Source organism: Luteolibacter sp., assembly GCF_039920825.1.
Taxonomy (GTDB): domain Bacteria; phylum Verrucomicrobiota; class Verrucomicrobiia; order Verrucomicrobiales; family Akkermansiaceae; genus Luteolibacter.
Genome location: NZ_JBDSCX010000035.1, coordinates 17,538 through 39,910, shown reverse-complemented (window position 1 = coordinate 39,910; position 22,373 = coordinate 17,538). Strand labels below are relative to the sequence as shown.

Sequence of the window (22,373 nt, the reverse complement as noted above, 5' to 3'; positions counted from 1 at the left end):
GCCCTACAAACCCAATGCCGATCGGAAAGTTGCGTTTCTTCATCAAAAATTAAGGTTGGCCCGATTTGGGATGCTACGGGTGGGAAAATTTCAGGGATTCACTTGGGTAACCGCGGGCGGCATGATGGGTGGCGGAGTCACCAGATAAAGCGGTGGAAGGTCGAGTGGATTTGCGGATACCTGCCCGCGCGCGATTTGCTCCACGGCCCCGGTCATGCTCTTGGCGCTTTTGGAACTGGATTTTGACGATGATGTTTCGCCGCTGTTCGGATCGAGTTTCGCCAACAGCGCCTGAACTCCGGCTAGCGAGTCGGGAGAGGTCGCGATGGCACATTGTGAAATGAGCCGCATGTTTTCAGGCGATGAATGAATCGCCGTTTCCACGATGGCGACAACGAGGTCGGGCTCCGCAAACGAGGCTTCAATCGCGGATTTCACGATCTCACAGGAATACGCGGGATTTGCGGCGACTTCGCTTTCCACGGTTTCCAAAACCAGCGAGGAGTCTTTCATGATCCGCTGTCTAACAGTCAATGCGACGGCATGGCAATCGGACGTGCCGGTGACCTTGGCAGGTTCCCGGTAGGTGGCGGAAATCATTTCCAGATCATTCCTGAGGGTTGTTTCCGCGGAATCGAAGCTGGTGTTGGCATCTCCTTTAGAAATATTCTGATAGATCGACGCCTGCTTGAGGACATCAAGATCCACGACCGACCCGACACGCCGGGTTTCGGTCTCTCTGGAATCCAATGACCTTGAATCCTGGATGATGATTTCCGGACGGGTTTCGGGAAGACGTCCCTCGGCTTTGAAGGAAACCAGATGCAAGGACGGATCTGACGGGATTGCTTGTCGGCTGAACTCTTCGGGCGGTGATACGCTGGAAAAGCTTTGCGCGGACAGGCACGTGATCGAGCACGCTGACAGGGCAAAAATGGCCCTTATGGAGGATGGCGGTTTCATGGCATTTTGAAATGGTTGGGGGCTGTTTCATGGGTGATTCCGTTTGCGACGCAGTGTGATCAGGCCGATGCAGATTCCGGACAACGCGAGGCTGCTCGGTTCGGGGATCGCGTTGACTTGGAAACCCGAAAACGTAAGGACGTTCTGATTTGCCGCTGTCCCGCCCAACAGGCTCACGCCAGCCACCGTCGATGCGTCGAAAGTGAAATCCAGCGCGCTGAGGCTCTGGCTGGATTTGAAAGTAAAGCTGAAGTTCCCCGTGGATGAGTTGTTTCCAAGGGTGACGACATCGAGCAGATTGAGGAGCGAAGCGCTCTCGTTGGAGGCCCCGGTCACGCCTGCGGTAGTGATTCCGAATGTTGCGGACTGGAGCAAATTCACGGGAAGGCCATTTCCGGAAGTCACCGTGAAATCCACCTGATAGAGCTGGTTGGGTGCGATGGCCAGGCCGGAAACGGAGGCCTCCGACTGCCAGTTATAGATGACGCTGGCTCCGGCCACCTGATTGACCAGGCCTTGCAGCGCGGGGCCCACGTTCACCACGCCGAGAATTTCGGCGTCCGTGGTGATTTCCCTTCCGAAGATCAACGAGTCGTTGACCGTCTGGGTGAATGCCGCGAGTTGCGCGTCGAGATTCGCCAGCGGAACCACCACGACGATCTGGGAACGAACCTGGGCGTGGCCTCCCGCCGTGTGATTCCACGTGACGGTGCCGTTGGACTGCGAGTCATTTACCAGGGTGTTGTCCACGCTGAGCGTGAGGGTTCCGGAAGTAGCTCCTTCCTGCCGGACTTTGAATTCCGGATCGTAGAACGTTCCGGAATCAATGAGGGTTTGTGCGACCATTGTTCCCGGGATGAGGACAGTGAGGGCAAACAGGATGAGGGTTTTCTTAAACTGACGGTGTGGGTGTTCGATTTTCATGCGGTCCCGGTTATAGGAGAATCCTTCGGAGACATCGATATTCGGTGGGGACAGAATGCTAATGGTTTCAAAAGTCCGGTTGCTTGGCGACCGTACTCGATTTCGGGGGAATTCGGGTCCGAATCGATCAAAAATGGCCTTTTGGCAGGTCCCAAAATCAGCCACATGGTCCCAAAATCGGACAAGTAGTCCCAAAAACGGACATAGCGCGCATTTGGCACCCTCCGGAGAAGCTTTTGGAGTGCGCGGGCGTTTATGGGCTGATAAGACCGTTAGGACTTCAAAAATCTCGAATGCAGGAAAAACCGACAGAAAGATCCGCACGCCACGGGCGCCTTCCGTGGCATTCTTCCCCCCTGAACCCAATTCTTTCCGTAGCGGATTTCAGCGGGAAACCATGAACGATTCGGCAAAGCAAATCGGACCGTTGGCGGGGGATCCCAAATTGGATTCCATCGATTTTCGCCACCTGACGGCGTTCCAGGAAGTTTACCAGGAGAAAAACTACGCGAGTGCGGGACACGGGATTTTCGGCAACCGCAAAAGCATTGTCAGGATGATGCAGAATCTCGAACGGAGTTTCGATTGCATCCTGTTTACCGAGGGACTGCGCGGTGAGCTGGTTCCCAGTGCTTTCGCCGAGCGGCTCTTCAATGATCTCCGTTTCCTGAACGCCGCGAGGCACCGCATGAAGGATCATATCGGAGGGATCCATGAAAACGGGCGCGTGTTGCACGTCGGGAGTTCCGCCGCGGTGTTCAGGACTTTGGAATTCCGGACCTTGTTCCGGCAGCTTCAGTCTTTGGACGGCATCCGCGCCTGCTATACCCCCATCGATTCCGCAGATGCTGGGAAGGCGCTGGTGTCCGGGCATTGCGACCTCTTCGTGGGTTGTTGGAGCGGCAAGGGAAGCCGGTTTGTAACCCGGGAGGCGGGCGAGGTATCCTACCGGCTCTATCAGCGCGGAGCGAAAATAACCGCGAACGAGACCGGAGAGAATATCACTGTAAAAGCTTGCGTGGTATCACTTTACAACAAATTGCCGGTGCTTCCTCCCGTTCCGGGCGGTCATCGTTCTTGGGAGACTCTCGGTGAATCTCAGTGGCTGTATTGGCTCAATCATCCTGAAGAGTGCCTTGAAGGAACTCTGATCCTGGGACCCGAGGTGCAGATCGATCCAGAATGGTGGCATGCCGTGGAGAGTCAGCCGGTCACGCCGGTGTCGCAGACACTGCATGTTAGTTTCCTGCGCCAGCACGCCTACGAGTTTCTGCCGGCCTTGGTGGAAAAAATCCGGAACAAGACGCTGCTCTGATGATCACACCGGAAATTCGCGAGCTTCAGGTTTTCCTCTCTCTGGTTAGGGCGGGGAGTTTTTCCGCGGCGGCCCAGCAGCTCGGGGTGACCCAGCCGGCGGTCAGTGCCCAGATCGTGAAGCTGGAGCAGGTCGTCGGTTTTCCGCTTTTTTATCGTTGTCCGGACGGCACGATGATCACCGATCAGGGCAGGGATCTGGTTCCGTTAGTCGAGGAGATCGTGAAGGAGCACACGGACTTGTTGCGGCGGGCCGCCTATTGGAAGCGATCTCAAACCAAGCAGGTGAAAATCCGGACCGACGGCAGCAAGGCGGGGCAGGAAGCCCGCATGCTGGACTACGAGGCGGGCCAGACGGCGGTGGCCGAGCTGTGGCAGGATCTCGAACCGGACAACGATTGGTCAGGCGGGTTGCGGAATCTGGAGGTCGATATCGTGTTGGCGGGTTCGTTCCTCAAGGTGGGTGATGTTTCCGGGATCAAAACGCTGGTGGTCAGGCAGCAACGGGGAATTACCATTGCCTGGAGCCCAACTTATTATGTGTTCAACCGGGATTCGTTCAGTCTTGCGGACGCCATTTCCTCCACGCCGATCCTGCCAGCGCGCTCGTTGGCGATTGGCTTCCGCGAATTCCTGACCCACTGGTGCAAATCACTGTATGGGCTCGGTCTCGACGAGGCGATCGAATGCCAGAGCGAGATGGAAGCGGTGAATGCCTGCAAACACGGACTTGGCGTGATGATTTTCCCAGGGGATGCCGAGGAGCGGATGAAGCTTAAAGAGGCGGGATTGGAAGCCCTGCATGCCTTCGAATTTGTCCTGCCGAAAGCGTTCACCTTCGGAATCCGCTATCGGGCGGAAGAGCAGAATCCACAGATCCTCGCCACCGTCGCGAGGTTGTCGGCGATACTGAAACCGCCGGCCTAACGAAAATTCAAACTCCGCGCTTGTCTCCCCAGATGCGGATGTGGAGCCGGTCGCAAAAGCGGTATCCATGCTCGCGGCAGATGTCCGCCAGCCACGCCGCGCTTTTGTCCAGCTCCGCGGACGTCCGGCCTTCGGGCATCAGCAGGATGCGGGAAACGGGAATGTCATGAGTTTCGCGGAGCTGTTGGATTTCCGATAGATCCTGAGGTTCCGCCACAACGAATTTGAACCACGCTTTCGGTGAACGGGCGAAAAATCCCAGCGCCTCAGCGTTCCATCTCAGTGATTCCGGCATGCCCGCATTCGAGAGCTTCGGCGAAACGTTGAACTGGTTCACCGCATCATGAAATGCGGGCGAGGGGATGCGGGTTCCGTTCGTTTCGACTTCGAATAAATGGCCCGGCTCGCGCCCCCGGATGAAATCGATCATTTCCTGAAAATCCTTTTCCTGAAGCAAAGGCTCTCCGCCGGTAATCACCGTCCGTCCGCAACCGAACGCCATCACCCGTTCCGCCGCTTCCACGGGATCGATCTCAAAAGTCACCGCCGCCTTGCGATGCTTCACGTATCCCGGAACGGAGTCCTTCTCATGCGGCCACGGCGTCCCTTCGAAATTCCACGTGTGGTCCGTGTCGCACCAGACGCAGTGGAGATTGCAGCGCGAAGCACGGATGAAAACGGCAGGCGCGCCGACACTCACCCCTTCGCCTTGGATGGTGTGGAAAATTTCCGGGCCGTCGCCGAGTTTCGCCAGTTTCATGGACGCCCCTAGGAATCACGGATGAACGCGGATGGACATCGATTTTTCTCCGCCCTAGAACTTTCCCATGAGCATCATCACCGGCCGCGGAGATTCAGGCGACACCGACCTCTTGTTCGGCAAGCGCATCGCAAAAACCTCCCTGCGCATCGAGGCTCTCGGAAATGTCGATGAACTCAACGCCGCCCTCGGCCTCGCCCGCGCTGCCGCCCATGACGCGGCGTGGATCGCCCTGATCGACGGCCTTCAGGAACGCCTCATCGGTCTGATGGGGCAGCTCGCCTACCTCCCGGAAGACGAGGCCCGCTACGTTGAGAAAAAATACGCCGCACTCACCCAGTCCGATCTCGATTGGGTCACCGGCGAAGCACACCAATACGAAGCCAAGGGCATTAAATTCACAGGTTGGGCCCGACCCGGTGCTGAAGGTTCTCTTGCCCGCGCCGGCCTGGATTATTCAAGGGCCGTCGCCCGCCGTGCCGAGCGCAGCGTGCTCGCCCTTCACGAATCCGGCGAGCCTGTTCCCGAAGTCGTCCGGCTCTTCTTCAACCGTCTTTCCGACCTCCTCTGGATCCTCGCCCGCGTCGCAACCGATTGAACCCCGGAAACATTTTTAAAAAGGGGTTGCCAAGCCGCGGGCGACTTCCTAGCGTCCCGCCCTCCAAGGGCAGGTGTCAGAGTGGTCGAATGAGCACGCTTGGAAAGCGTGTGTAGCAGCAATGTTACCGAGGGTTCGAATCCCTCCCTGTCCGCCATTCTTCGCTTCCTGGGAGGAAGCTACGAATGGCAAGCCATCGTCCGGAAAAAGGAATGGTCGGCTGCCCCTCCAGTTGAATGGAGCCGAAAGATTTGCACGGGTTTTTCCGCTTGTTGCGCAGCACTGAGCACCGCGTCTTCTTCCGACTCAATAAACGAGAATTGCCAAATGAGCAGTTTCCTTTGATTCGAATTTGGGAAGTGGAATTGCTTCGACACGAAGGCGAGCCCATTTCCCCCGGATATACCAATTCTCAAGGCTCGAACCAATCGGTAGCTGCTGCGCGTAGGCCCTGTTGGCGACCGATTTTGAATTGATTCTTAAGTTAGGATGAATTGAATGTGCAAACTCTGGATGCGCCACTGCATATTGGACACTCAGCGATGTTACAGCCTTACCCTTCGGTTCATTGTAAACAGCAAATATCACGCAGGCCGGTAATCTTGAGAGATGCACTACCCGCCTAGCAGTTGCGTCAATTGAAGCTCCGAATCGAGCAGCGATATTTGCAATCTGATTGGCTCCGAGGGGGCTACTCCCAATTTCGAAGGAAAACTCCTCCTCGGGAAAAAGGAATTCCGATGCCGCAATATTGCACAAATTCTCGAATTCCCACTCAGCTTTTTCCGCGGGGGTTCGGCGGCGCTCCCTCTTGTAGCAATCCGGAAAGAGCGTATGAGCGAGCTCATGGCAAATGGTAAAATTGATCCGTTCCTTAGATTGGTCTGCATTGTATTGGATATAGACATCCTTTCCTTTGGGGAAAATTCGCCCATCACTTCGGATGTCACAAGGAGCGGGCTCTACGATCACCCCCTCCAAGTCCGCAAGCGCGAAGGGGCAAAATGGTGGCCCTTTCCACAAATGGCGGTGCTTGTTGATTACCTCCTTAGCCTTCCTCCGAATTACGTCGGAAGGTGTCTCTCCATGGTGCGCCTCTTGCATCAAGGCGATGATGGATTCATGAGCCGGCGCGGCTTCTTGTTTCATTGGGTGCGTGCAGGCAGAGTAACAGAACTCTGTTACCTATTGAAACTTCTTTCGAAAGTTTGATAGATATAAAGCCAGTCCTCTTCGGCGGCTTTGGCCTGCCCCTTTCGATTTTGAAGGACATATAGTGCTTCCAAAAAGTCCTTGTCCGGCTCCTTTCCGTCTTGTTTGAGCCGCGCTGTTAACTTGGTAAGCCATTCGGGACGATTTTCGGGCAATTGTCGCGCATTCTGAACGACCTCGTTTCCGATGAGCTCACCCACCGTGATTTTCAGCGCTTTCGCAATCTTTCGAAGAGTTTCAAGCTCAGGATTTGCACCTTCGTTGTTCTCAATCCGGTGGAGCAGACTCTTCGAGATGTTGCTTTCCCGAGACAACTCCGAAAGGGAGATTCTCCTTTCTTCACGCAGGGCGACGATGCGCGGGCCTAAATTCATGCTCCCTGACAGTAATGTACGGTTGTTCGAAAACCAGCAACATTATTCTTGACCGTTCTACTAGTAGAACGCTATGGTCCGCCCCGAGAACAGATTGAACGCATCATTCCGGTGCCGGTGTCCGACCGCATCGGCTACATTGTAACTACAAATGAACACGAATAAAGAATCCGCCCCACGATGGGCAGCAGTTGTTGATGAGCGCGTTATTCCAATGCCTCGGCAGATCATTCCCGCTCTTCTTATCAAGGAGCAAGCGGGGATTGATCCCAAATCGCACATCATCCGTGACCTCCAGTCCCCCAATGACTCCGTCATCGAAAACGATGAGAACGTCGATCTGGGTGCGGGCAATGTCTTTCGCTCTGCGCAACATGCGCCCCCCTCGCAAGCTGGCTGCGATCCTAACGCTCCTGCGAAACTGGCCTTTATCCTGAATGATGCGTTTGTTTTCGCCGTGGAACCTACGCAAACGGAGGGGGCTTTGCGGCGACAGTTCGGGCTGAATCCGAAAGTCCAACTCCTCCGAGACCTTGTGGGTCCCAATGATAAACCCATTGCTGACGACGAAAAGGTTCACTTCAAAGACGGACCTGTCTTTGTTACGGTGTTTGACATCGAAGAACACTGCAAGGATGGCGATGCCCTGTCACCCTGCGACGGGTATCTGATTCGGGTCGATGATACAAAAATCGTCATGCGCGAGTCGCACCCAACGGGCCGCGAGATTCTTCTTCGAGCCGGAAAGGACCCAAAATTGACGATGCTCAATCAAAAAATCGGCAAGCGATTTGAGCCGGTGCCTTTGGACAAGAAGGTAGATCTCACCGCATGCGGTGTCGAACGCTTCACCACTTTGCCCAACGAGCAATCGGAAGGTCGTGGCTCTGCCAGTCGGGATTTCGCGCTTCCCGAACTTGACCAAGAACTCCTGGAAGATTCGAACTTGAATTGGGAGACCGTGCAGGAAGGGGAAAGCAAATGGCTGATTATTCACGACATTGCGGTCCCGCAAAAATTTCTCCAGCGGCCCACCTCTGTAGCCATCCAGATCCTGCCAGGGTATCCGAGTACGCCACTTGATATGGCTTATTTCAACCCGCCCGTGCATCGGATCGACAACAAGACGATTCCTTGTACGGAGGCAGTTCAAATCGTCAGGGGCTTAGGCTGGCAACGCTGGTCGCGGCATTACACGCCGGAGAACCCTTGGAAGCTAGGCGAGTATAACACGCTCACGCACTATCTGCTGTCTCAATCTTGGCTTGATAGGGAGGCTCAAAAGCCGTGAGCGTGAGTAATTCACTGCGCCTAACCGGCGCACAGCATGAAAAGCTTATGGCTCATCTCTTCCCGGGCGACGGAAATGAGGCGGTTGCCCTGGCTCTCTGCGGGCGACTGGAGACCGATGCAGCGCGAATTCTGTGCGTTCATGACCTCCTTCTGGTCGACCATTCCGCCTGCCGAGAGCGAACACCGCTTCGCGTGACCTGGCCAACCGAGATTGGGCGACGCACCTATGAGAAAGCGGCGGAGAAGTCGATGGCCGTCTTGAAAATACATAGCCACCCCGGATATTATCCCCAGTTCTCTGAAGTGGACGATGAATCCGACCTTGAGCTGTTCAAAGCACTCCACAGTTGGTGCGACGACGGACTCCCTCATGGCAGCGCCGTCATGCTTCCGGGAGGGGCGATGTTCGGAAGGCTAATTTCAGGGTCGGGTGACTTCACTCCGCTCGACCGAATTTCAGTTGTCGGGGACGACATTCTTATTTTTGAGCACTTGGAAGGCCACCAGGCCGAACTCGATGAAGTTCAGTTGAGGACGCGGCAAACTTTTGGAGATCGGACCAGTTTGCTTCTGGCTGGTCTCACCGTAGCCATCATCGGTTGTTCGGGGACAGGGAGTTGGGTAATAGAGCAACTCGCGAGGTTGGGCGTCGGTCGTCTGATTTTAATCGATCCCAAAATTGCCGAGGCCAGAAATCTCAATCGAATAATTGGGATCGATGGCGAGGATGTGAAACACAATGAACCCAAGGTGTTCGCTCTAAAGAAGCACATCGAAGCCATGGGTACCGGAACTCAAGTGATCGCACATCATGGAGATATCTTTGATGAAGTGATCGCACGCCAACTCGCGGGGGCAGACGTGATCTTCGGCTGCATGGACTCCGTTGAAGGGAGGGCATGGCTCAATCGGATTGCCGCATTCTACCTTGTTCCCTACTTCGACTTGGGTGTGAGACTTGATGCTGACGGTGACGGCGGAATCTCCACGGTCTGCGGAAATGTGAACTACATCCTACCAGATGGATCGAGTCTGATGTCCAGAGGTTGCATTTCGTCCGATGCCTTGAGAGCTGAAACGCTTCGGAGGAAACATCCGGAGCAATATGAGCTGGAGCTCCAAGATGGCTATATCAAAGGCGTGAAAGTCGAGAGTCCTGCTGTCGTCTCAATCAACGGATTCTGTGCCGCGATGGCGGTGAACGAACTCCTGGCGAGACTCCATCCCTACCGTAGTAGCAGCAACCGCGAACATCGGCGGCAGCAGTTTGACCTCAAAAACGGCTTTTGGAATCAACTCGACGATTCCGAGCCGTGCCCGCTGCTTTCCCGGTTGGCGGGTCGGGGTGACATGAAACCCTTCCTTGACGCTGTGAGCGATGCTTAAGAAGGCACTACTGTTGATCAAAGATATCTTCCGCTGGATTCGAGGCCAGCGGAAGTACGATTTCACAGTTCAAAGGTTAGAGGATGTGCCAACGTCACCACGAGCGGACATTGTTTATCTCGTCGGCGAAAAGGACTTTGAATGGGTGGCGATTCTTCTTTGCCCGTGTGGATGTGGTGAGCTGATTCAACTGAATCTCCTTGAATGCTCGTCTCGGCCGCAATGGGACGTCGTCTTTAGTAATGATGGAGCTGCCACAATCACTCCGTCGATATGGAAGAATAAAGGCTGTCATAGTCACTTTATCATTCGTGATGGAAATATCCACTGGTGTTGCTAGAGGCGAGAGTAAGTTGGATTCACACGCCGCCAGAAACTCCGGGCAGGAAGAAGTAGCGGTGTGTAGCAGCAATGTCACCGAGGGTTCGATTCCCTACCTGTCCAAGAACTCGATTTGAGTGCCTGAAATTGAGTGCTCTTTTTCGGAGCGATTTTCATGATCAATCGATTTTCTGTGGGTTGCCGTATCGTCTTTCCGTCATTTCATTGTTGCGATTTCTGTGAAGCTGTGAAACTGTGATTTCGTCATGAAAAACATCACCATTTCCGTGGACGATGAGCTCTACCGCCAGGCACGGATCAAGGCGGCCGAGGAATCCACCTCGCTCTCCGCGATGTTCAAAGCCTACCTTGTCCAGATCACCGGGAGTGAAGGAAAGGAAACCGAGTTTCAACGTCTCCAGCGCGAGGAGCAGGAACTGCGGGCGGAACTGGTGGCTCGCCGACTCAGTCTCAATCCCGCCCACAACCTGAGCCGCGACGAGTTGCACGACCGCCATGCGCTTCATTGATACCAACATCCTGCTTTACTCGCTCGATCTCGCACCGATCCAGCCTGCCAAAGCCGCCATCGCCACGGAAATCCTTACCGGCGGCGATCTGGTTCTCTCGGTGCAAGTGCTCCAGGAGTTTTACGTGCAAGCGACCCACGCTCGCCGTCCGGATGCCCTGCCTCACGACATCGCAGCCCGCTTGATTCAGAAATGGCTGCGTTTCCGCATTCAGGAAAACACGGTCGCCGTCTTGCAAGCCGCCTTGGTCATCAAAGATCGTTACCAAACTTCCTATTGGGATGCCGCCATCCTTGCTGCGGCAAAAGCCGCCGGCTGCCGGGAGCTCCTCAGCGAGGACCTCGGCCACGGGCAGGACTATGACGGGGTGACCGTGGTAAATCCATTTTCAAGCCAATGATCCATACTTTTCCTGCCCGCTGTGGTCTCGCCGTATTGTCGGGAGCGGCGTATTCTCTGGCCTATCCTCCATTGGGCTGGGGGTGGATGGTGGTGCCCGGACTGATGGGATTGCTGCTGGCATTGCGGGGAGAAAGCGGCACCCGGGCGCGGGCCATCGGATTTCTTCACGGGATGGCGGCCTATGCGATTGGCCTGTCGTGGTTGTTCCGGATTTTCGGCGGAGTGGTCGTCGTGTTGTGGGTCATCCTTGCTGCGTTCACCGCACTGTTTGCGCATATGCAGGGCCGCGCCGGCTTGCGCGGAATCAGCGGATGGAAATTCGCGGCATTCACCGCGATCAACTGGTGCGGTTGGGAATTCATCCGCGCCGAACTGTTTCCTCTCAAGTTCCCGTGGATGTCCGCCGGCCTCGCCATGGGTCCTAATATTCTTCTGCCTTGGATTGGGGTTTATGGTGTTGGCGTTCTCGTCGCATTTGCCGCAGCATTGATGTTTGTTAGAAGGGTCAAATTCGCGGCCGCCGTCATCGCCATTTTGCTCGCCGCCATGATTTTTCTGCCGCGGTGTCCGGAACCGGCGGCGGCGGATCCGCTTGCCGTGAAAGTCGCCGGGTTGCAGTTGGAGGGCGTTTCTCTCAACGAATATCTGGCAGGTTCCCGGCAGATGCTTGTCGGAATCGATCATCTCGTCTGGCCCGAATATTCCGTGCCTTTCGACATCCGGACGAACAAGCGCGATTGGGAAATCGTGAACAATCTCTGCCACGAACGTGACATCACCCTGACTTTCGGCAGCAAGGCCGGACCTGGTGCTGATAACAAGTGGCGCAACATCGCGCTCACCCTCGACCCCACTGGTCTTCTGGGCGAACACACGAAGGTTCATCCCGTGCATTTCTTCGACGACGGCACACCCGGCACTACCGCGTTACCGGTGCCAACGACCCATGGAAAAGTCGGCACGCCGATTTGTTTCGACTGCGACTATGAAGGCGTCGTCCGCGGGATGACATCCGCAGGGGCGGAAATGTTCGTGGTCCCGACGATGGATGCCGAGACGTGGACGGCCCGCCAGCACGATCAACACGCGGAGTTGTTCCGCATCCGCGCCTGTGAGAACGGCCGCTGGCTCTTTGTGGTCGCCACATCCGGAGTGTCGCAGATCATCGATTCCAACGGCCAGATCCACACCCGGCTCGACGCGCTCAAGCAAGGTCCCATTTCCGGAATCTTGAAACGTGAGACCGTGCTCACATTCTATACCCGATTCGGCTGGCTTACGCCGTGGTGCGTGCTCGTCGTGGCGACTGTTAGCTGGTGTTTTCTCCTTCTGCCGTTCAAGCGCGGGACGCTTTCGTAACCTTCATTCCTTTTCCGCACTCGGGTTCAATTTCGCCGGGTAAATCGGCCGCAGCGACATGTGGCTGACGACAAACGAGGTGCCGTTGGCGTGGAGGAGGAAGGCCAGTTCCCCGACCTTCGGATCGATGGGAATATGCAGGACCGGATGGCGGTCCAGCAGGATTTCAACTTCATCACCGAGGCGGATGATGGTTACGGTGACGAAGTGTGGATCCGATACGGCCAAGGGAACTTGGCCGGACTTCGCGCGGTTCTCGGCACCGCGGAGTTCGTCGGCGTTCAACAGCGGGATGTCCTGATAGGTTTCGACATCGCCGGAGGCGGGGCCGCCGGTGAACCGGACATAGCGCTCGCCGGAGGAATCGTGGTAGTAATCGAAACTGGCCACGGTCCGCCCGTCGCGATCCGGAGATTCCCGCGCGAAGTCCGATTTGCCGGCGCGGTCGATCAGTGACAGCGAGAAGTTGTTGAAGGAAATCCGCTGGGTGGATTTGAAATCTCCGCCGTCACCCACGGCCACGCGGGTCTCCCAAATGGCATCATGAAACGGGACGGGCGGAGCGAACGGACGGTGATCGTAGTAAGTGGGCGGAAGCCACGCCGTGTGGTTGTCCCGGCGCAGCGGGTCGGGGTCCATCATCTGATATTCCTCGTGCCAATTGTCGCTAACAGGGATCACGCGTTGCATGACGTTGTCGCCGGCATTGGCGATGGCGCGTTTCAGAAGCGACTCGTGCGGTCCGCTTTTCGCCCAAGCCTTCCAAGATTGGATAGAGTCCGGCTGGAGCTCGTTTTCCATCCCCTCGCGGTCGGCCAGCACCGGTTCGAGAAGATCGAAATTCTGAAATGCGAATGTGAGCGTCGCCAGGCCGGGAAAGAAGAACCGGGAAATCTTTTTCCGATCCGAGGGCAACTGTTTCAGCAGATCCTCCATCATTTTTCGCGACAACGCGGCCTCTCCGTGATCCAGCGCCAGCAACGCTCCGAAGTAGGTCGTGAAAATCGAAGGCGGCATTCCTGCTGCACCCGCCCGTTGGAGCGCGGCTTCGGCGAGAGCGTGATCGGATTGTTGAAATGCGAGGGCTGCGACGAGCATGTCCCGGTCCCATTTGCCGCGGGGAATGTTCTGGAAGAGATATTGTTCGGATAGATACCCTTTGCCCGATGACGTTCCGATGATGCCCGGCTTGAAGTTGAAATCGTGGTGGACGCCATCCGGCGTGACGGCGGACACCACGCGCTTGCCGTTGGCATCCGGGTCCAGTCCCTGCTTGTGATAATGGTATTCGGCTCCGTTCAAACCATCGATGATGGTTCCGGCAGTCAGCCCGGCACGCGAGGCTTGGGAATTCGGGGTGACGCGGCTGACCAGAACCCCCCATGTGGGAAATGGCGAATCCTTGACGACTTCGGGATCGATCCGCCGTTGGGGAAGACCGGCGACCGCCTTTTCGTAAGCCGCGGCGTCCAGTCGGGAAACGAAGATGTAGGCCGCTTGTTGTTCCGCGGCCACGGCACTGTGGAGCGCGAACAAAAGACACGCCGATCCGGCAAGCAGACTTTTCATCCCCGGATGACAGGGAAAACAACGATCGAGAGCAAGGCATGAGTTCCCGGTCGCCCCCTTCAGTCCTCGCTGCTGGCAAACTTCCGGTAGAGAACGAAAACGATCCAACCCGCAAGAAGGACCCAGATGATCCAGTGGGGGATCCCCATTTTATCAAGTAGTTTGCCGAAAGCGCTGCCACGGGAGGCGAGGATGAAAAATGAGTCGGATAACATGGATTTTTGAGTCGGGTTCTAACTCCACGCTGCCAGCTTGAGGGCGTGCGGCAAGCCGAAACGTTTTGCGCAATTCAAAACCGTTGGATGGGCCGCGCGGATCAGGTTGGGCGGTTGGAGGAAGAACTGGCTTGATCGCGTAGGGTTGCTTGAGATTCGGCCTATCGGCCTCGAAATGAATTCATGGGTCGAGGCCGAGTTCTTTTCGATGGGTGGCGATCGAAGGGGCGATGGTGAGCGAACCACACCGGGTGCAATAAAGTCCCTTTGAGCTTCGGTTGGGTCTCATGAACGTCATCCAGCCCTTGTTCTTCAGCCGGATTTGAAGCTCCGAGCTGCCAAACGATGTGAGGAGAACGTTCGGGAACGCCCGATTCAAACCCGCCTCAACTTCAACTAGAAGGTCGTTGCAGATCGGGCATGTGTGATGGATTTCGTTCAAGGTGGCGTTTTCAAGAGTTTCAAGATCCTCCGATTCTTTTCCGCCAATAGTCCGCGCGCTTTTTCTCGTGCATCACCGCATAAATGCAGACGAATTGGCTGTCTTCATCAAACAGGTAATAAATCCTGAACGGATATTTTTTCAGCCTGAACACCCGCACTCCATTTTCCATGGGTTGATAGCGTGTCGGATCGGACATGATCGCGTCGGTGGCGGCACGAACCTCCCTGACGAATCGATCCGCGGCCATCGTGCTCCGGTCTTCATACCAGTGAACCGCATCGTGAAATTCTTCACGGGCTTCTGAATGAAAGTCGAACGTCATGCGGACCGCCGGGAAGCGAGAGATTTCTCAATTTCCCGAAACACCTCCTCACCCGGCACGGTCTCCACCGATCCGGAACGGACCTCGTTGATGCGGCGTCGCACCTCCTCCAATTGCTCCGCTTCGAGTGAAGGCTCGCCATGAATGGTCGGGATCAGGCGTTCGACCAGTTGCAGCCGCGTCTCGTCTGATAGAGTCAGCGCTTCGGCAAAAACCGTATCCAGCGTTACATTCATGCGGCACGCTACATCAGGTCGGAATCGAAGACAAGGCCGCGGATTCGGCCCCTTGGACCTTGCGGGATCAATGCCTGAAGTGGCGGTGACCGGTGAAGATCATGGCCATGCCCGCGGCGTCGGCGGCGGCGATGACTTCCGCGTCACGGATCGATCCGCCGGGCTGGATGCAGGCGGTGGCTCCGGCGTCGATGGCGGATTGGAGTCCGTCAGCGAAGGGGAACATGGCGTCGGAGGCGACGATGCTGCCCTTGAGATCGAGGCCGGCTTCCTTGGCTTTCCAAATCGCGATGCGCGAGGAATCCACGCGGCTCATTTGGCCGGCACCGATGCCTAACGTACGGTCGGCGCTGGAGTAAACGATGGCGTTCGACTTCACGTGTTTCACGATCCGCCAGCCGAAACGCATGGCGCGCATTTCCGCTTCGGTCGGCGGGCGTTTGGTGACGACTTTGGATTCGAGGTTGTCGAGGCCCAGCGTGGTGTGGTCGCGGTCCATGACCATGATGCCACCGGGGCACGAGCGGATGACGGGGGATTTTTTCTCCGCCAGATAGCCGTCGTTCATCTTCATGAGTCGCAGGTTTTTCTTCTTCTGGAGCAGCGCGCGGGCGTCGCTTTCGAATTCGGGAGCGATGATGACATCGGTGAAAATTTCCGAAATCACGCGGGCGAGCTCCAGCGTGAGCGGACGGTTGCAGACGATCACGCCGCCGAACGGAGCCTGTCTATCAGTTTCGAACGCCTTCTGCCAGGCGATGCGCAGGTCCTCGTCGTCCTGACCGACGCCGCAGGGATTCGTGTGTTTCAAAATCGCCACGGTCGGGCGGACGAAATCGAGGATTAGGTCGGAAGCTGCCTCGATGTCGAGGATGTTGGTGTAGCTGAGTTCCTTGCCTTGGACCTGGGTGAAAAACTCGCGGAAATTTCCGTAGAGCGAGCACTTCTGATGGGGATTGTCGCCGTAGCGGAGTTCCTGTTCGAGCGGCAGGCTGAGGGTGAAATTGCAGCAGGTGCCGGTGCGGCATTGGCCGAGGTAGTCGGTGATGGCGGCATCATATTGCGAGGTGCGGAGGAAAACCTTTACCGCGAGTTGTTCGCGGAAACCTTTTGTGGTGTTTCCGTTGTTTTCCTTCATTTCCTCGATCACCCGCGAGTAATCCGCAGGATCGACGATGACGGTTACGCTCTGATGGTTCTTTGCCGCGCTGCGCAGCATCGACGGGCCGCCGATGTCGATTTTCTCGATGGCTTCTTCCAACGTGACGTCAGGCTTGGCGACGGTTTCCTCAAACGGATAGAGATTCACCACCACCAGATCGATCGGCGGAATGTCATTCGCCTTCGCCTGGGCGACGTGCTGGGCGTCGTCGCGGCGATGGAGCAGGCCGCCGTGGACTTTCGGGTGGAGCGTCTTGAGGCGGCCGTCGAAAAGCTCCGGCGCACCGGTGAATTCGGAAACGTCGATGACCGGTAATCCCGCGTCGCGGAGAGCCGCCGAGGTGCCGCCGGTGGAGAGCAATTCCACGCCCATGTCGTGGAGTTCCTTGGCGAAGGCGGCCAAGCCGGTTTTATCGGAGACGGACAGAAGAGCGCGGGTGATTGGCATAAATAAAGTCTTTCGCGGAGTTGGATGGGTGCGGACCGGATGCCGGACAGCGCCAACCCCGTAACCAACCCGCCGCCCCCCGGCAAGCGGAATAGGCGGCGGACGGAGGGAGTGGGGAAATCACCCCAAAGACGCGCAAAACTCTCGGAACGCCCGCGTTTCCTCATCGCTGGCAACCCCCGCCACGATGTGCCCGGCAAGGCTGCGGACGATCTGGTTTTGGTCGGACTTCAAATTCAAATTGATCACCACGTCGCGGATGATGGCGGTGAAAGTGTTGCCATTGTAAACGCAGAACGGAGCCAAACGGTGACACCTGCGGCAAAGATCGACGGCGTCATCCAAGCCCATGGAATCCTGATAGTGACTTTCCCACAAGGCCTTGGTCGCGTCATGCCCGTCGGAAGTCGGCTTGTGTAATGCATTTTTCGCAGCGCAGAGCACGGCGTTTTGCGCGGTCACGAAGTCCCACGAATAATCAGCCAACCATTGCCGCTGAGGACCGATCATTTCTCCTTTTTCTTCTCCAGCGACTTGATGCGTTGCAGTTCCGCCACGCCTTCGCTTTTCAGAAAGCCCTTTCCGGTCTTGGCGTAAACCGGCTCGGCAGCGAAGCGATCTTGGATTGCCAAAGCGTCTTCCATGACTCGCCGGAACACGGGATTTTCCAGCAACTTCGGATCAATCGCCGCATTGGTTTCCAATCTCATGCGTTCAACATATCCCTTCCGGGAAAATCCCGCAATCCGCTTTTCCCCCGCCGATTCAATCCCACTCCAGCACCAGCAGCGACACGCCCTGGCGGGGAAGCGGGAAATCGATCTCGGCGACGTGATCCTTGATTTCCGTGGTGGCTTCCTTCCCGAGTGTCGCCAGTTTCCCGGCGGCTTCGAGTTCGGCGTATTGCTCCGGCGTCGGATTTTGTGGCTCGCCCATGGCTTTCCACATCGTGAAGGAATTGCCGTGCGTTTCATCGACCCGATAGTGTGTGAGCTTGGCCTGGCCGCTGGCGAGGGGCAGGCCGGGGATTTTGAGGGAAATCGCGGCATCGGGGCCTTGCAGGTCGTCGTCGTGATAATGCCAGACGAGGACGCAGAGTTTTTTCGGACTGAGGCTGGCGAAGGCGGAAACGTCGGGTTTGTTCCGGACGCCGGAACGCAGCAAATCAGGCAGTGAAACGGCGGAATCGCTGGTGACGGGCAGGCGGTCGCCGTCCATTTTCGAAAACATCCGGAAAACATTCAGCACCGGCTTGTCCACGCCATTGGTGGCGAGCGTGCGGAACCCGGCGAAATACGGCTGGTCCTCGAACTCGAATGCCCAGGTGACCGCCCCTTCGAGATTCACTCCATGCTTGGCTGCTAGATCGAGCTTCCGAGGAAAGCTGGCGGCGGTGTAGCTGGAATACATCGTGCCATTCCGATAGGCGAGGTTCGGCCCCTGGCAGGCGGCGCAACCTTCCGGATCCGACTCGCCGATGACGATGGGTGTGTTCGCAAACTGCGGATAACGCGCGATGACGTTGAACGCGTTGTCGATGTCCACCAGTTGGTTGGAAATCCCCATCTGCACGCGACCGCCCACATCCTTCGGCTGGCCTTTGGCGTGGAAGGAAATGAAATCCGTCGGCGTGCCCGTTTCACCGGTGGCGGTGTTTTTCCCCTTCACGCAATGGTCAAGGAAGGCCTTGAGGAAATCTCCGCCCGCACCGCCTGCCAGATCCGGGCCGCCGACTTTCGCATCCGGGATCGCGCGGCGCACGGCTTTCACGGCGTGGTCGTGCAGTTTGAAAAACTCGTCACGCGAGCCGCGCCAGTAGCCGATGTTAGGCTCGTTCCAGGTTTCCCAATACCACCTGAGCACCTCGTCCTTGCCATACTTCTCCACCGAGTGCTTCGCCCACTGATAGACCAGTTTCTCCCACTTCGCCCAATCCTTCGGCGGATAGGCCCAGCCGGTGAAAATATCATCGTATTTCGCCGTCGGCGTCCAATGGTGGCGATACGGCTCCGGCTTCACCGACAGTGCCTGCGGCATGAAGCCGATCTGCACGTAGGGCCGGACGCCGTGCTTCTGATAGGTGTCGAAAATGCGGTCAACGATCGTCCAGTCGTAAACCGGATTTCCCTGCGCGTCCTCGGTGTAGGCGTTCGTCGATCCCCACTTCAGCCCATGCGTCCCCCCGCCGGTGACGAGCAAGCTGTGCGCGCGGAAAAACACATCCTTCGGTTTCATTTCTCCCAACTCGCCGATGAGCTTCTCGCCATTCTTCATGTAGGCGTAGTTCGGCTCGTCTGCGCCAAAGAACCGCCAGATCGGTTTCAACGGCCCCGTCGGCCGCGCGGCATCCACCGTGATGTGGACGGGAAACGGCTTCTCTTCCTCCGCAGAAGCGGTCGGGGAAATAGCAGCTAACGCAAACGCAGCGGATAGGGAAATCGGACGGATCATGGGTTCAATGGGTTCGGGTTTCTGGAAATCCCGCGGGTAACGGGCACCCGTCACGCTAACCTTTCACTCCCCCCGGATCTTGTGCCCGTGCGACACCCATGTGGATCATCCCGACACGATGCTCACCTCAATTTAGGCAGAGTGATCAACCGCAAACCCGGCGAATACCCTACTAGACCTGTGACCCTGGAAAGGTGAGAACGGGACAGATTTTTGGTGATGATCACTTCTAAAATTCGCACCACTGACGTGGTTGCTCGCCAACACCATTTCAGACTACGGTCAGACCATGGCTGCACCAAGTCCCGTCCTCTACGCTCTTCACCACTCGATTGAACCGCAGGGTTTCGAAAACCTGTGTGTGGACTTACTTGTTCGCGAAGGTCATTCTCGCATCATTCCGGGCGGAAAAAGCAGGGACCACGGTAGGGATGCCGAGGTTCGATACTGGACGGATTCGAAGCGGGACGTTCCTCAGACCGCGTTTCAGTTCAGCATGGAGGTCAAATGGGAAGCCAAGCTTCGCAAAGATATCGCAAAAATCACCCGGCACAGCGCCTCGATAGAGCGAGTCGTGTTTGTCAGCAGCCGCCCGATCACCATCGAAAAGCAAGACAAGCTTCGTGATGAATTTAAGGCCAGCCATCAACTCACACTACAAATTCTTGATGAGGCTTGGTTTCGCATTCGGTTGGAGGAAGAGCATGCAGATCTCGCCCTAAAGCATCTCGGTATCACTGTCCCACCTACGCCTGGTTTTAACGCGACCCAGATCAAGCTCCAAGGACTGAGTGACGAGAACCAGCAGGAGATGCTACGGCACACATCCCCGGAAAAGCTGCGTGCCACCTTCACCGCCCAAACTCAGGCAGACCCGGAAAACTCAGGCGCATGGAAAGGTCTAGCGGACGTGTGCTATTTCCTGCGCGATTACGATAGCGCGCTTCTCGCCACTTCAAAATCCCTCAAACTCTCGCAGGACGAAATCGAAAAATTGAATCTCACGGCTCTGAAGGCAAACATTATTGCCGAGCAGGGTATCGCGTCGGAATCTCGTCTGCTTCTTAATAAAGCCAAGGAACTTTTCTTGGCGATCATCGCTCGGCTAGGAAGATCGATCGACTATTACAATCTGGCCAATGTCCTGGGTGCTCTTGGACAGCAAGAAGCATCGGAACTTCACTACCGTCGCTCTCTTGAAATTGATCCAAGCTACGCTCAATCTTGGAAGAATCTCGGATCCTTGCTCATCAATATGAACAGGCGAGAAGAAGGCATGGCGTGTATTGATCGCGCCCTTGAACTTAAGCCCGATTTGCTAGAAGCCCTCTGTACAAAGGCCAGTGTAATGGTTATCTCTTCGGGCAATTCTACCGAAGCTATCCAGCTCATGGAGCAAGCCTTTTCCCTTGATCCCGATCTTGAATTGCGCTGGCCCCACGCCCACTACTGGCACGCCAGAGCCCTATGCGTGGAAGGAAGGTTTAGAGAGGCTCTTGTGATAGTGGAGGATCGGCTCGAAAGAAAACTCGATTGCGTATACCTTGGAGCGCTCGCGAAAGGAATTCTGGCAAAGCTCTGGAGGAGCGATCCCGCCTATATCCCAAAGGCGGAAAAATTCTTCACCCTGAGAATTGATTCGAAAGAGAGAGACTACCCGGCTCTCATCGAGTTACTGGATCTACTCATCGCGACTGAACGCGAGGATGAAGCGTGGTTGGTGCTAGAAGACTTTTTAGGATTAAAGGAACTTTCGATCCGATTGATATTGGAGCGGATCCCGCTTTCTATTTCCGATCTCACGGAATCATTTGTGTCAGTCGAGTATTATCTTCGTTTTAGAGAATTGGCCCCCCTCATCTACTACGCGCAAATTCTCAATGATTGCGAGCTGCTGCCTCACGATGAAGTTCCGGAAATTCTTTTTCACCTGCTCTTGCCGGCGTATTTCAAGCTTGCAGCCAAATTCCAAGAGGTGGATACGAATGACGGATCGAGTGAAACACTTGAGGTTCTTCTCGAAACCTATCGTCTGATAAGCCAAATATTTGTAGCTTTCGGCGGGTCACTGCTTTTCCCGGTTCGCCCTGAAACGTTGGAAAAGCAAAGCCATCTCATCACCAATGCAATTTTTATTGGACGTGATATTCCATTGATAGAAGTGTCTCGTCTTCTTGGGTTTCTAATCGGATCTGCCAACAAGGAGATTCCAGCTCTCTATATAAAATCCTTACCGGAACAGACCGCTGTCATTCATGAAGCGTGGCTCACGGGAATACTGACAAATGTCGGCGAAGATTGGGATATGAAATCGTGGAGCAAATAGATTCGCCCCTAGACATGACAAAGGGACATGCCTTCTGTTACGGTGGGAGGTATTCCCCGGACAAGATCAATGCCCTGACCGATTCAACCGGGGAATTCGATGGCCTGACTCCATTCACGGGCGAGGCCGTGGTTTTGGATCATTGTCTTTAGCTCGTCTGATTTCCAGTCGTCTCCGAATGATGCGAGCATGCGATGGATGTCCCGGAGATGTTTTTGTGAGCCTCCCTCGCGAAAGAACTGGAGCTTGCGGATGATGACGTATTCTGGTGGGGCGAGCGTGAGGGAATCGCCTTCGAAATCGACGGTTCGGGAGTGAGCCAGGCCCCATTGGTGGAGCGCGTCGCAGCAAGGATAGATGTCCGCCTTGAAGCCGGTGTCGTGGTGGATGATATTGAAGTGTCCCCGCTGGCTGCGGGCGATTTCCACTTTCATGACACTTTCCGGAGGGCAGTAGAATTCATCCAGCGGGAAGGTGGCGGCGATGTTCGGCAAATCGCTGTCACGGAGGAGGACGATGATATCCACATCGTTGGTCATGCGGGGTTCGCCATAGAAAATGGCGGCGACGCTGCCGCTGATCATGTGGGGGATCGCAAGCGCGTTGAGCTTGCGGGTGAATATCAGAAAGGGCTCAGGTGCTGGCATGGAGGAAGATCTCTTTCACTTTTTCCTGAACGAGGGCTTCATTCCATTCCGGGTGCTGTGAGCGGAGCCCGCAGGCCTTGAGCTTTCTGGCAGAATGATAGAGCGAGAATGCCGTGCGCAATTTCTGCTGGCCGGTCATGCGCCGCAGGGTCGCGATGTATTCAGGTGTCATCTCGGAATCCATGTGGGG

24 protein-coding genes and 1 tRNA gene are annotated in these 22,373 nt (G+C 56.1%); 10 read left to right on the top strand and 15 right to left on the bottom strand.

The window, feature by feature from the left end; translation table 11 throughout:
* Positions 1-90: 90 nt before the first annotated feature.
* On the bottom strand, positions 91-828 hold the full coding sequence (locus ABIQ96_RS08615) for a hypothetical protein (RefSeq protein WP_348214164.1): 738 nt from the start codon (positions 826-828) through the stop codon (positions 91-93).
* 162 nt (positions 829-990) lie between these two features.
* On the bottom strand, positions 991-1,887 hold the full coding sequence (locus ABIQ96_RS08610) for a PEP-CTERM sorting domain-containing protein (protein ID WP_348214163.1): 897 nt from the start codon (positions 1,885-1,887) through the stop codon (positions 991-993).
* Positions 1,888-2,284: 397 nt separating this feature from the next.
* Between ABIQ96_RS08610 and ABIQ96_RS08605 the strand changes: the two genes are divergently transcribed.
* Together ABIQ96_RS08605 and ABIQ96_RS08600 are read left to right on the top strand one after the other, a co-directional pair.
* On the top strand, positions 2,285-3,202 hold the full coding sequence (locus tag ABIQ96_RS08605; RefSeq protein WP_348214162.1) for a hypothetical protein: 918 nt from the start codon (positions 2,285-2,287) through the stop codon (positions 3,200-3,202).
* A complete protein-coding gene (locus ABIQ96_RS08600; RefSeq protein ID WP_348214161.1) occupies positions 3,202-4,128 on the top strand; it encodes a LysR family transcriptional regulator in 927 nt (308 codons plus the stop codon). The genes ABIQ96_RS08605 and ABIQ96_RS08600 overlap by 1 nt, the downstream gene beginning before the upstream one ends.
* 7 nt (positions 4,129-4,135) lie before the next feature.
* Here the strand turns inward: ABIQ96_RS08600 and ABIQ96_RS08595 are convergent, their stop codons facing one another.
* Complete coding sequence (locus tag ABIQ96_RS08595; protein ID WP_348214160.1) at positions 4,136-4,888, bottom strand: 7-carboxy-7-deazaguanine synthase QueE; 753 nt, start codon at positions 4,886-4,888, stop codon at positions 4,136-4,138.
* A gap of 67 nt (positions 4,889-4,955) precedes the next feature.
* On the opposite strand from ABIQ96_RS08595, the gene ABIQ96_RS08590 reads away from it, so the two are divergent.
* Entirely contained in the window at positions 4,956-5,486 is a 531-nt protein-coding gene (locus ABIQ96_RS08590; protein ID WP_348214159.1) for a cob(I)yrinic acid a,c-diamide adenosyltransferase, read from the top strand.
* Positions 5,487-5,553: 67 nt separating this feature from the next.
* A tRNA-Ser gene (locus ABIQ96_RS08585) sits at positions 5,554-5,643 on the top strand.
* Positions 5,644-5,792: 149 nt separating this feature from the next.
* Here the strand turns inward: ABIQ96_RS08585 and ABIQ96_RS08580 are convergent.
* Positions 5,793-6,635, bottom strand: a complete 843-nt coding sequence (locus tag ABIQ96_RS08580) for an ImmA/IrrE family metallo-endopeptidase (RefSeq protein ID WP_348214158.1) — start codon at positions 6,633-6,635, stop codon at positions 5,793-5,795.
* Positions 6,636-6,667: 32 nt separating this feature from the next.
* Positions 6,668-7,072 (bottom strand): helix-turn-helix transcriptional regulator, encoded by a 405-nt coding sequence (locus tag ABIQ96_RS08575; protein WP_348214157.1) that lies wholly within the window; start codon positions 7,070-7,072, stop codon positions 6,668-6,670.
* A gap of 151 nt (positions 7,073-7,223) precedes the next feature.
* Here ABIQ96_RS08575 and ABIQ96_RS08570 point away from each other — a divergent pair, with 151 nt between their 5' ends.
* From ABIQ96_RS08570 to ABIQ96_RS08550, 5 genes are all read left to right on the top strand, one after another.
* On the top strand, positions 7,224-8,363 hold the full coding sequence (locus tag ABIQ96_RS08570) for a multiubiquitin domain-containing protein (RefSeq protein ID WP_348214156.1): 1,140 nt from the start codon (positions 7,224-7,226) through the stop codon (positions 8,361-8,363).
* A 2-nt stretch (positions 8,364-8,365) separates the two neighbouring features.
* Complete coding sequence (locus tag ABIQ96_RS08565) at positions 8,366-9,751, top strand: ThiF family adenylyltransferase (RefSeq protein ID WP_348214155.1); 1,386 nt, start codon at positions 8,366-8,368, stop codon at positions 9,749-9,751.
* A gap of 587 nt (positions 9,752-10,338) precedes the next feature.
* Positions 10,339-10,602, top strand: a complete 264-nt coding sequence (locus ABIQ96_RS08560; RefSeq protein WP_348214154.1) for a hypothetical protein — start codon at positions 10,339-10,341, stop codon at positions 10,600-10,602.
* Positions 10,589-11,002: a PIN domain-containing protein gene (locus tag ABIQ96_RS08555; RefSeq protein ID WP_348214153.1), complete on the top strand. Its 414-nt coding sequence runs from the start codon at positions 10,589-10,591 to the stop codon at positions 11,000-11,002. The genes ABIQ96_RS08560 and ABIQ96_RS08555 overlap by 14 nt, the downstream gene beginning before the upstream one ends.
* Positions 10,999-12,363, top strand: coding sequence for a nitrilase-related carbon-nitrogen hydrolase (locus ABIQ96_RS08550; protein WP_348214152.1), 1,365 nt, complete (start codon positions 10,999-11,001; stop codon positions 12,361-12,363). The genes ABIQ96_RS08555 and ABIQ96_RS08550 overlap by 4 nt, the downstream gene beginning before the upstream one ends.
* A 3-nt stretch (positions 12,364-12,366) precedes the next feature.
* On the opposite strand, the gene ABIQ96_RS08545 is transcribed toward ABIQ96_RS08550, so the two are convergent.
* The 8 genes from ABIQ96_RS08545 to ABIQ96_RS08510 all read right to left on the bottom strand — a co-directional run bounded on the left by ABIQ96_RS08545 (position 12,367) and on the right by ABIQ96_RS08510 (position 19,210).
* Positions 12,367-13,932, bottom strand: a complete 1,566-nt coding sequence (locus ABIQ96_RS08545; RefSeq protein ID WP_348214151.1) for a hypothetical protein — start codon at positions 13,930-13,932, stop codon at positions 12,367-12,369.
* Positions 13,933-13,991: 59 nt separating this feature from the next.
* Entirely contained in the window at positions 13,992-14,147 is a 156-nt protein-coding gene (locus tag ABIQ96_RS08540; RefSeq protein WP_348214150.1) for a hypothetical protein, read from the bottom strand.
* A gap of 461 nt (positions 14,148-14,608) precedes the next feature.
* Positions 14,609-14,914: a type II toxin-antitoxin system RelE/ParE family toxin gene (locus ABIQ96_RS08535; protein ID WP_348214149.1), complete on the bottom strand. Its 306-nt coding sequence runs from the start codon at positions 14,912-14,914 to the stop codon at positions 14,609-14,611.
* The gene (locus ABIQ96_RS08530; protein WP_348214148.1) at positions 14,911-15,150 is read right to left on the bottom strand and encodes an addiction module protein; all 240 of its coding nucleotides are present in this window, start codon (positions 15,148-15,150) and stop codon (positions 14,911-14,913) included. The genes ABIQ96_RS08535 and ABIQ96_RS08530 overlap by 4 nt, the downstream gene beginning before the upstream one ends.
* A gap of 67 nt (positions 15,151-15,217) precedes the next feature.
* Positions 15,218-16,759, bottom strand: a complete 1,542-nt coding sequence (gene purH / locus ABIQ96_RS08525; RefSeq protein WP_348214147.1) for a bifunctional phosphoribosylaminoimidazolecarboxamide formyltransferase/IMP cyclohydrolase — start codon at positions 16,757-16,759, stop codon at positions 15,218-15,220.
* 120 nt (positions 16,760-16,879) lie between these two features.
* On the bottom strand, positions 16,880-17,221 hold the full coding sequence (locus ABIQ96_RS08520; RefSeq protein WP_348214146.1) for a hypothetical protein: 342 nt from the start codon (positions 17,219-17,221) through the stop codon (positions 16,880-16,882).
* Positions 17,222-17,265: 44 nt separating this feature from the next.
* Complete coding sequence (locus ABIQ96_RS08515) at positions 17,266-17,469, bottom strand: hypothetical protein (RefSeq protein ID WP_348214145.1); 204 nt, start codon at positions 17,467-17,469, stop codon at positions 17,266-17,268.
* A gap of 55 nt (positions 17,470-17,524) precedes the next feature.
* Positions 17,525-19,210 (bottom strand): beta-xylosidase, encoded by a 1,686-nt coding sequence (locus ABIQ96_RS08510; RefSeq protein ID WP_348214144.1) that lies wholly within the window; start codon positions 19,208-19,210, stop codon positions 17,525-17,527.
* Positions 19,211-19,499: 289 nt separating this feature from the next.
* Between ABIQ96_RS08510 and ABIQ96_RS08505 the strand changes: the two genes are divergently transcribed.
* The gene (locus ABIQ96_RS08505) at positions 19,500-21,536 is read left to right on the top strand and encodes a hypothetical protein (protein ID WP_348214143.1); all 2,037 of its coding nucleotides are present in this window, start codon (positions 19,500-19,502) and stop codon (positions 21,534-21,536) included.
* 83 nt (positions 21,537-21,619) lie between these two features.
* Here ABIQ96_RS08505 and ABIQ96_RS08500 read toward each other — a convergent pair whose 3' ends face one another.
* Both ABIQ96_RS08500 and ABIQ96_RS08495 read right to left on the bottom strand, forming a co-directional pair.
* Positions 21,620-22,183: a hypothetical protein gene (locus tag ABIQ96_RS08500; protein ID WP_348214142.1), complete on the bottom strand. Its 564-nt coding sequence runs from the start codon at positions 22,181-22,183 to the stop codon at positions 21,620-21,622.
* Complete coding sequence (locus tag ABIQ96_RS08495; protein WP_348214141.1) at positions 22,170-22,367, bottom strand: hypothetical protein; 198 nt, start codon at positions 22,365-22,367, stop codon at positions 22,170-22,172. The genes ABIQ96_RS08500 and ABIQ96_RS08495 overlap by 14 nt, the downstream gene beginning before the upstream one ends.
* Positions 22,368-22,373 lie beyond the last annotated feature (6 nt).

Coding starts and splice junctions, on each gene's coding strand:
- ABIQ96_RS08600 (WP_348214161.1), top strand. CDS start 3,202: ATGATCACACCGGAAATTCGCGAGCTTCAGGTTTTCCTCTCTCTGGTT.
- ABIQ96_RS08580 (WP_348214158.1), bottom strand. CDS start 6,635: ATGAAACAAGAAGCCGCGCCGGCTCATGAATCCATCATCGCCTTGATG.
- purH (WP_348214147.1), bottom strand. CDS start 16,759: ATGCCAATCACCCGCGCTCTTCTGTCCGTCTCCGATAAAACCGGCTTG.
- ABIQ96_RS08605 (WP_348214162.1), top strand. CDS start 2,285: ATGAACGATTCGGCAAAGCAAATCGGACCGTTGGCGGGGGATCCCAAA.
- ABIQ96_RS08495 (WP_348214141.1), bottom strand. CDS start 22,367: ATGGATTCCGAGATGACACCTGAATACATCGCGACCCTGCGGCGCATG.
- ABIQ96_RS08570 (WP_348214156.1), top strand. CDS start 7,224: ATGAACACGAATAAAGAATCCGCCCCACGATGGGCAGCAGTTGTTGAT.
- ABIQ96_RS08610 (WP_348214163.1), bottom strand. CDS start 1,887: ATGAAAATCGAACACCCACACCGTCAGTTTAAGAAAACCCTCATCCTG.
- ABIQ96_RS08515 (WP_348214145.1), bottom strand. CDS start 17,469: ATGAGATTGGAAACCAATGCGGCGATTGATCCGAAGTTGCTGGAAAAT.
- ABIQ96_RS08505 (WP_348214143.1), top strand. CDS start 19,500: ATGGCTGCACCAAGTCCCGTCCTCTACGCTCTTCACCACTCGATTGAA.
- ABIQ96_RS08545 (WP_348214151.1), bottom strand. CDS start 13,932: ATGAAAAGTCTGCTTGCCGGATCGGCGTGTCTTTTGTTCGCGCTCCAC.
- ABIQ96_RS08530 (WP_348214148.1), bottom strand. CDS start 15,150: ATGAATGTAACGCTGGATACGGTTTTTGCCGAAGCGCTGACTCTATCA.
- ABIQ96_RS08550 (WP_348214152.1), top strand. CDS start 10,999: ATGATCCATACTTTTCCTGCCCGCTGTGGTCTCGCCGTATTGTCGGGA.
- ABIQ96_RS08560 (WP_348214154.1), top strand. CDS start 10,339: ATGAAAAACATCACCATTTCCGTGGACGATGAGCTCTACCGCCAGGCA.
- ABIQ96_RS08500 (WP_348214142.1), bottom strand. CDS start 22,183: ATGCCAGCACCTGAGCCCTTTCTGATATTCACCCGCAAGCTCAACGCG.
- ABIQ96_RS08595 (WP_348214160.1), bottom strand. CDS start 4,888: ATGAAACTGGCGAAACTCGGCGACGGCCCGGAAATTTTCCACACCATC.
- ABIQ96_RS08555 (WP_348214153.1), top strand. CDS start 10,589: ATGCGCTTCATTGATACCAACATCCTGCTTTACTCGCTCGATCTCGCA.
- ABIQ96_RS08540 (WP_348214150.1), bottom strand. CDS start 14,147: ATGTTATCCGACTCATTTTTCATCCTCGCCTCCCGTGGCAGCGCTTTC.
- ABIQ96_RS08590 (WP_348214159.1), top strand. CDS start 4,956: ATGAGCATCATCACCGGCCGCGGAGATTCAGGCGACACCGACCTCTTG.
- ABIQ96_RS08535 (WP_348214149.1), bottom strand. CDS start 14,914: ATGACGTTCGACTTTCATTCAGAAGCCCGTGAAGAATTTCACGATGCG.
- ABIQ96_RS08575 (WP_348214157.1), bottom strand. CDS start 7,072: ATGAATTTAGGCCCGCGCATCGTCGCCCTGCGTGAAGAAAGGAGAATC.
- ABIQ96_RS08510 (WP_348214144.1), bottom strand. CDS start 19,210: ATGATCCGTCCGATTTCCCTATCCGCTGCGTTTGCGTTAGCTGCTATT.